The organism is Parafannyhessea sp. (genome assembly GCF_051876455.1).
Classification (GTDB): domain Bacteria; phylum Actinomycetota; class Coriobacteriia; order Coriobacteriales; family Atopobiaceae; genus Parafannyhessea.
This window is the reverse complement of the sequence record NZ_JBJEHW010000110.1, coordinates 7,815-13,990: the sequence shown is the minus strand read 5'-3', so window position 1 is coordinate 13,990 and position 6,176 is coordinate 7,815. Positions and strand designations below refer to the sequence as shown.

The 6,176-nt window shown below is 67.8% G+C and carries 7 protein-coding genes; all 7 read left to right on the top strand.

Annotated elements, in window-relative coordinates; translation table 11 throughout:
* A partial coding sequence (locus ACI38Z_RS05075) for an iron-containing alcohol dehydrogenase (protein ID WP_439789106.1) occupies window positions 1-891 on the top strand: 891 nt, incomplete at its 5' end.
* Between the two features lie 182 nt (window positions 892-1,073).
* Entirely contained in the window at window positions 1,074-2,345 is a 1,272-nt protein-coding gene (locus tag ACI38Z_RS05070) for an Mbeg1-like protein (protein WP_439789105.1), read from the top strand.
* Between the two features lie 95 nt (window positions 2,346-2,440).
* Window positions 2,441-2,800 (top strand): YerC/YecD family TrpR-related protein, encoded by a 360-nt coding sequence (locus ACI38Z_RS05065; protein WP_439789104.1) that lies wholly within the window; start codon window positions 2,441-2,443, stop codon window positions 2,798-2,800.
* A 277-nt stretch (window positions 2,801-3,077) separates the two neighbouring features.
* Window positions 3,078-3,806, top strand: a complete 729-nt coding sequence (locus ACI38Z_RS05060; RefSeq protein WP_439789103.1) for an amino acid ABC transporter ATP-binding protein — start codon at window positions 3,078-3,080, stop codon at window positions 3,804-3,806.
* Between the two features lie 8 nt (window positions 3,807-3,814).
* On the top strand, window positions 3,815-4,753 hold the full coding sequence (locus ACI38Z_RS05055) for a transporter substrate-binding domain-containing protein (protein ID WP_439789102.1): 939 nt from the start codon (window positions 3,815-3,817) through the stop codon (window positions 4,751-4,753).
* Window positions 4,754-4,761: 8 nt separating this feature from the next.
* On the top strand, window positions 4,762-5,505 hold the full coding sequence (locus tag ACI38Z_RS05050; protein WP_439789101.1) for an amino acid ABC transporter permease: 744 nt from the start codon (window positions 4,762-4,764) through the stop codon (window positions 5,503-5,505).
* A 3-nt stretch (window positions 5,506-5,508) separates the two neighbouring features.
* Window positions 5,509-6,156, top strand: coding sequence for an amino acid ABC transporter permease (locus tag ACI38Z_RS05045; RefSeq protein ID WP_439789100.1), 648 nt, complete (start codon window positions 5,509-5,511; stop codon window positions 6,154-6,156).
* The last annotated feature ends 20 nt before the right edge of the window (window positions 6,157-6,176 follow it).

Sequence of the window (6,176 nt, the reverse complement as noted above, 5' to 3'; positions counted from 1 at the left end):
ATCGTCGCCATCGGCGGCGGCTCCGCCATGGACACGGCCAAGGCCATCGGCATCATCGCCAACAACCCCGAGTTCGCGGACGTCAGGTCCCTCGAGGGCGTCGCTCCCACCAAGAAGCACGCCGTCTTCACCATCGCCGTCCCGACGACGGCCGGCACCGCGGCCGAGGTCACGATCAACTACGTGATCACCGACCCCGAGAAGCAGCGCAAGTTCGTCTGCGTCGACACCAACGACATCCCCGAGGTTGCCGTCGTTGACCCCGACATGATGGCCTCCATGCCCGTCGGCCTCACCGCCTCGACCGGCATGGACGCGCTCACGCACGCCATCGAGGGCTACACCACCAAGGGTGCCTGGGAGCTCTCCGACATGTTCCACTACAAGGCCATCGAGATTATCTCGCACAACCTGCGTGACGCCGTGGCCGAGGCTAAGTCCGGCGCCCCCGGCACCGGCCGCAAGGAGATGGCGCTCGGCCAGTACATCGCCGGCATGGGCTTCTCCAACGTCGGCCTCGGCATCGACCACTCCATGGCGCACACGCTGTCCGCGCACTACGACACGCCGCACGGCGTCGCCTGCGCAATGCTGCTCCCGATCTCCATGGAGTTCAACAAGCCCGTCGCCGCGCACAAGCAGGCGCAGATCGCCGTCGCCATGGGCGTCGACACCAAGGGCATGTCGGACGAGGAGGCCGCGGACGCCGCGATCGCAGCCGTGCGCAAGCTCGGCGAGGACGTGGGCATCCCCAAGACCTGCAAGGGCCTCGTGGAGGAGGACCTCGACCAGCTCGCCAAGGACGCCCTCGCGGACGCCTGCTACCCCGGCAACCCGCGCGAGGCCACGCCCGAGCAGGTAAAGGACATGTTCCGTCAGATTATGGCCTAACGCTGGCGGCCTAGTCGTCAATAGCTGGGGCCGTCCTTCTCGCCCAAAGGGGCGATGTCCCCAAGGCGAGAAGAACAACGGCCTTTGCAGACCCTCCCTCGCAAGCCGCGGGGGAGGGCCTTCGCGTATCATGGCGACAGGGCGGCCGGCAGGTGGCCGCAAGGCGAGGCGATGGGAGAGAGATGGCAACGGGCGACGGAATCGGCAACCTCACGGACTACCTCCTGTGGCGCGGCGACATAAGCCTGCGCGAGCGGCCGCTCACGGAGGTCGACGCCCTCGTGCTCGCGACGCTCAGCTACGTGGACCTTGCCGGCATGGTGCCGAGCGAGGCCGCAGGCGGCAGCGTCACCATGGCCCAGGCGCTGGGCAACCTGCTCGAGCAGTCGGGCGGGGACGTCGCGCCGTACGTGCGGTCGCTCGCCACGATCGATGCCAGCTACCTGCGGGCGCTTGCGGACTCGCGCCGCTTTGGCGAGCTTTCCGTCGGCTCCTACGTCGACGTGATGGACCCCGAGCGCGCCGTGCAGTTTGCGGCGCTCGAGGTGGCGCTGCCCGCCGGCAGCCTCGGCGGGTGCGAGAGGGGCGTGCGGTACGTGTCGTTTCGCGGCACCGACCTCACGCTCGCCGGCTGGCGCGAGGACTTCATGCTGAGCTTCGAGGTCACGGGCGCGCAGCTACTTGCAAGGGACTACCTCTCGCGCGCGCTGCGGCGCGCGGCCCGCGCGGACGACGCCGTCATCACGGGCGGCCACTCCAAGGGCGGAAACCTCGCATCGTACGCCGTGGCCAACGTGGCACCGGAGCTCGCGGCGCGCGTCCTGCGCTGCTACGCCTTCGACGCGCCCAGCGTGGACGCGCGCGTGGCCAGCCGCGACGCCCGCGACGTCCTTGGCCCAAGCTACGTGCGCATTCAGCCGGAATACAGCGTAATCGGCCAGCTGTTCGACCGCCCGGACGAGCCCCGCTCCTACGTGCGGAGCTTCGGGACCGGCCTCATGCAGCACGACCCGCTCTCGTGGCAGGTAACCGCAAGCGGCTTCGTCCGCGCGGCCGGGCTCGACCCCGACGCGCGCGCCTTCGACGAGGCGCTCGACGAATGGATGTCGCCCGTTGGCCCCAAGGACCGCGAGGGCTTCATCTGGGAGCTGTTCGACATACTCGGCGCGGGCGGCCCTCTGCTCTCGGACGTCACGTCGCGCGAGGGGCTCCCCAAGGTTGTGGCGGCGGCAAACGCCGCGAGCGAGAAGAACAAGCGCCTTGCCCTCAACCTCGTCGGGTCCATCGTGTCAAAGCAGGTTGACAGGACGCAGGCCGTGGTGCGCGGCGCGTACGCCGATGCAGTGAAGGCCGCGCGCCAGGCGGCAGCCGGCGCCGCGGAGACCATAGCGAGCGCGCTGCCCCGCCGGCGCGAGGGCGACGCGCGCTCCGCGGAGAGTCGCGACTCCGGCTGAGGCGCCCCGCGCAATTGCCCCTTCCGTAACACAACGGATGCTTTATTGCGGTAAAGTATCTGCAAGAACGGAAGGGCGGCCGCAGGGGGGCGACCATGGACGAGGCGCAGCAACAGAGACTTCGCGCGGAGGAGGAGAGGCTCTTCTCGGCCTTTGGGACCATCCGCAACGCGGACGAGGCGCGGGCCTTCCTGCTGGACGTCTGCAGCCCCAAGGAGATCGCGGACCTCGCGCAGCGGCTGCAGGTCGCGACGCTTCTGGCCGGCGGCGCGTCGTACGTGGCGGTGTCGCGGCAGACGGGCGCGTCGTCCACCACGGTCAGCCGCGTGTCCAAGTGCCTCAACGGGCGCGCGGGCGGCTACCGGATGGTGCTCGGCCGCATCGGGGACGGGGATGGCGGCGGCGCTGACGGCAATTCCGGCGGTGGCACCGCCCCGGGCGCGGTGTCCGAGTAGCCTCGCGGGCCCCGCGAGCTTTGCGCGCGCGTGTTCCAAACGTTACGTGCTTGTAGCATTTTTTATGGGGACGCGCCCGTGAGCAGCGGCTTCCCTCAATATAAGGATTGGTAAAGACGGGCGTCGCGCCACGCGCGTGCCCCGCCCAAGCGCCCGTCGCGCAGCGCGACCGGGGCGCGATGCCACGTCACATACCCGTCAGAACGTGTTGCAAGCCGGCGCGCGTCCAGCCCGCGGGCAAGGTCCGCACGGCGCGCCCAAGAAAGGATCCGATGCCATGCCCAACATGATCGACATCGTGCACCTCGACAAGTACTTTGGCGACCTGCACGTGCTCAAGGACGTGAACCTCTCCGTAAAGGAGGGCGAGAAGGTCGTGCTCATCGGGCCGTCGGGCTCCGGCAAGTCCACGCTCATCCGCTCCATCAACTGGCTGGAGGAGCCCTCGGGCGGCGAGGTCCGCATCAACGGCGAGCTCATGACCAAGAAGAACCACCTCGAGCTCACGCGCAAGTACACCTCCATGGTGTTCCAGCAGTTCAACCTCTATCCCAACATGACGGTCATGGGCAACCTCACGCTCGCGCCCATCAAGCTGCAGAAGGTGAGCCGCGAGGAGGCGGAGGAGACCGCGCTCGCGAGCCTCAGGCGCGTCGGCCTGGCGCACAAGGCGGACGAGTACCCGCAGAACCTCTCCGGCGGCCAGCAGCAGCGCGTCGCCATCGCGCGCGCCCTCTGCACCAAGCAGCCCATCATGCTGCTGGACGAGCCCACCTCCGCCCTCGACCCCGAGATGGTGAGCGAGGTCCTCAACGTCATGATCGAGCTCGCGCAGGAGAACATCACGATGATCTGCGTCACGCACGAGATGGGCTTCGCGCGCCAGGTGGCCGACCGCGTCGTCTTCATGGAGGACGGCCAGATCCTGGAGCAGGGCACGCCGGAGCACTTCTTCACGCACCCCGACAACCCGAGGTGCCAGGCGTTTCTCGACAAGATCCTGTAGGAGTGGGTATGAGAAGAACGCACATTCCCGCGTCCGACGCCAGCCTTGCGCGCGGCACCGCCGTCGTGGGCGGCGCCACAGCCCCGGGCGGGCGCGGCATCACGAGGCGGGGCTTCCTCTCGCTCGCGGGCGCGGCGGCCGTCGCGCTGGGCGCGGCAACGTCGCCACTCGCGCTCGCGGGCTGCTCGAGCTCCGGCTCCACGGGGCAGAGCCTCGCGGCCATCCGCAAGCGCGGGCACCTCAACTGCGGCGTCAAGACCGACGTCATAGGGTACGGCTACCAGGACACCGCGACCGGCAAGTTCACCGGCATGGAGATCGACATCTGCTACGCCATCGCGGCCAAGGTCTTTGGCGTCAGCTCCGCCACGGCGCGCAAGCGCGACCTGGTCAACTTCACGGGCGTGACCGCCAAGACGCGCGGACCGCTCGTGGACTCCGGCCAGGTGGACCTGGTGTGCGCCACCTACACGATCACGCCCGAGCGCAAGCAGTCGTGGAACTTCTCGGACCCGTACTACACGGACTCCATCGGCATGCTCGTGCTCAAGAGCTCGGGCATCAGGAGCGTGGCCGACCTCGACGGCAAGATCGTGGGCGTGGGCGAGGGTGCCGACACCAAGGCGCAGGTGCAGGCCATGCTCAAGAGCCAGGGCCACGGCGACTTCAAGGTGAGCTACCCGCAGTACCTTGACTATCCCACGCTCGCGGCGGCGCTCGCCTCGGGCAACATCGACGTCTTCGCGATCGACCGCTCGATCATCCGCACGTACGTTAACGACTCCAACGAGCTGCTCGAGCCAAAGCTCGTGTTTGGCAAGCAGCAGTACGGCGTGTGCACGTCCAAGTCGGCTGGCGAGCTGACCAGGCTCGTCAACGGCGTCGTGGGCACGCTCGTCTCGTCCGGCGACATCAAGCGCTGGGCCAAGCAGTACAAGCTCCTGTAGGAGGTCGCATGGAACTCTTCGATCCTGGGCGCTGGGCCCAGACGCTTTCCAACTCGGACCTGCTCTGGCAGGGCTTCTTCTTCACGATCCAGGTCTCGCTGGCGGGACTGCTGGTCTCGCTCGTCATGGGCACGCTGCTGGGCGTGTTCTCCACCACGCGCTCGCGCGTCCTTCGCGGCATCGCCCGCGTGTACGTGGAGTTCTTCCAGAACACGCCCATCGTGGTGCAGGTCTTCTTCGTCTACACGGCGGGCCCCATGGTGCTCCAGGCCATCACGGGCGCCGCGCACGTGGTGAGGATCGCGCCGTTCGTGCTGGTGGTCATCTGCGTGGGCCTCTACCACGGCGCGTACGTGGCCGAGGTCATCCGCACCGGCATCCAGGCCATCCCGCGCGGCCAGATGGAGGCCACGCAGTCGCAGGGCTTCACCCGCGTGCAGGCCTACCGCTATGTGATCCTGCCCCAGACGTTCAGGATCATCCTGCCGCCGCTGGCCAACCAGGCGCTCAACCTGGTCAAGAACACCTCCGTCCTCGCGCTCATCGCGGGCGGCGACCTCATGTACCAGGCCGACATCATCGTGGCCGACAGCGGATACCTGCAGGGCTACATCGTGTGCTGCGCCATGTACTTCCTGATCTGCTTCCCGCTCGCCATGCTCGTGACCTGGCTCGAGAAGCGCTCCAAGGCGCCCCGCAAGGCAAAGGCCACGCACGCCGTGCCCGCCGCGACCGCGGACGGGGAGGTGTAGCGCATGCAGGTCTTCACCCCAAGCAACGTCGCCTTCATGATGCAGGGCTTCCTCAACACCATCATCATCTCGGCGGCGTCCATCGTGCTCTCCATCGTCTTCGGCACGCTGCTCGCGCTCGCCAAGTCGTACTGCCGCGGCCGCTGGGCCTGGCTCAGGTGGCTCGTGACCGCCTACATCGAGCTCTTCCGCTGCACGCCCAACCTGCTGTGGATCCTCATCTTCCGCTTCACGGTGCAGGGCGACAACATCCTCGTCTCCATCCTCACGTTCACGGTCTTCACGTCGGCCGTCATGGCCGAGATCGTCCGCGGCGGCCTGAACGCCCTGCCCAAGGGCCAGTTCGAGGCGGCCCAGTCCCAGGGCTTCGGCTTCGTGGACACCATGCGCCTCGTCGTGCTGCCCCAGGCCTTCAAGATGATCGTGCCGGCGCTGTTCAGCCAGTGCACCACGGTCATCAAGGACACCTCCTACCTGCGCGGCATCGACGTCCACGAGTTCATGCGCAACTCCGCCGTCGTCATGGGCCAGGCCTCCACGCTGGCACAGATCCTGCTGCTCTATGGGTTCGTCCTTCTCACCTACTTCGTGCTGAACTTCGCGATCTCCCTCATGGTTAGGGCATACCAGCGCAAGACCGCCGCGGCGTAGCGGCCGTGACCGCCGCGGCG